The 936-nt window shown below is 75.6% G+C and carries 3 protein-coding genes; all 3 read left to right on the top strand.

All coding sequences use genetic code 11. From position 1 onward, the window contains the following. Positions 1-262: type II secretion system F family protein (locus tag G3I40_RS17545; RefSeq protein ID WP_203644266.1), on the top strand; the 262-nt coding region annotated here is incomplete at its 5' end. 71 nt (positions 263-333) lie between these two features. Next, a complete protein-coding gene (locus G3I40_RS17540; RefSeq protein ID WP_239091786.1) occupies positions 334-573 on the top strand; it encodes a DUF4244 domain-containing protein in 240 nt (79 codons plus the stop codon). Then, positions 560-936 (top strand): TadE family protein (locus G3I40_RS17535; RefSeq protein WP_164303088.1); only part of this gene is annotated, 377 nt, incomplete at its 3' end. The genes G3I40_RS17540 and G3I40_RS17535, both read left to right, overlap by 14 nt.

Here is a 936-nt window from a genome sequence, read left to right as displayed (position 1 = left end):
GTTGGCCGTGATACCCGGAGCCGATGCGCTGGTGCGGCTGCTGGAGCGGGCCGGTGAGTCCGGGGCGCCGGCGGCGGCGCCCGTGGCGCGGTTCGCGGCGGAGTGCAGAGCCGAGCGGGGGCGCCGGGCCACGGCCGTTGCCCGGCGGGCCGCTGTGGTGATCACGGCTCCGGTGGGGCTGTGTTTCCTCCCCGCGTTCCTCGTGATCGGGGTGCTGCCCGTGGTGATCGGTCTCGCGGGCGGAGTGCTGGGCGGCCACTGAGGCCGGGCCCGCAGGTGTGGCCCGACCGTACGGGCGAGCACTGAACGACGTTGATTCCCAAGGGGGTTGTGATGGACGGAACGCGCAAGGAACAGATGTACGGGCGGCTGCGCGAGGTGGGTCTGCGCTGGGTGCGGGCGGTGCGGTCGCGGTCGGCGCGCCGGGACGACGGCATGGTCAGCGCCGAGTACGCCGTGGGGCTGATCGCGGCGGTGGGATTCGCCGGGGTGCTGTACCAGGTGGTGACGAGCGACGTGGTGCAGTCGGCGCTGCAGTCCTTGGTGGCTAAGGCCCTTCATGGGTCGTTCTGAGGCGTCGTGCGGGTGCCGGTGCCGGCACCGGCGGGACCGGGGCTTCGTGACGGCGGAGGCGGCTGTGGTGCTGCCGGTGCTGGTGGCGTTCACGATGGCGCTGGTCTGGGCGGTCCTCGCGGCGTCCGCCCAGATCCGGTGCGTGGATGCGGCGCGGACCGGCGCCAGGGCGGTGGCCAGGCAGGAGCCGCGCGACGCCGCGATCGCCGCCGCGCGGCAGGCGGCTCCGTCCGGGGCGCGGGTCGAGGTGAGCCGGGAGGGCGATCTGGTCCGGGTGACGGTGCGGGCGCGGTCGGCGGGGCCGGGGCCGCTCGGCGTCGAGCTGGGCGCCCAGGCCGTGGCGGCGGCCGAGGAGACGGTGGG

The sequence above is a fragment of the Streptomyces sp. SID14478 genome (assembly GCF_010548525.1).
In the GTDB taxonomy this organism is placed as follows: domain Bacteria; phylum Actinomycetota; class Actinomycetes; order Streptomycetales; family Streptomycetaceae; genus Streptomyces.
Note: the sequence above shows the minus strand (reverse complement) of the source record. Positions and strands in the feature narration are given on the sequence as shown.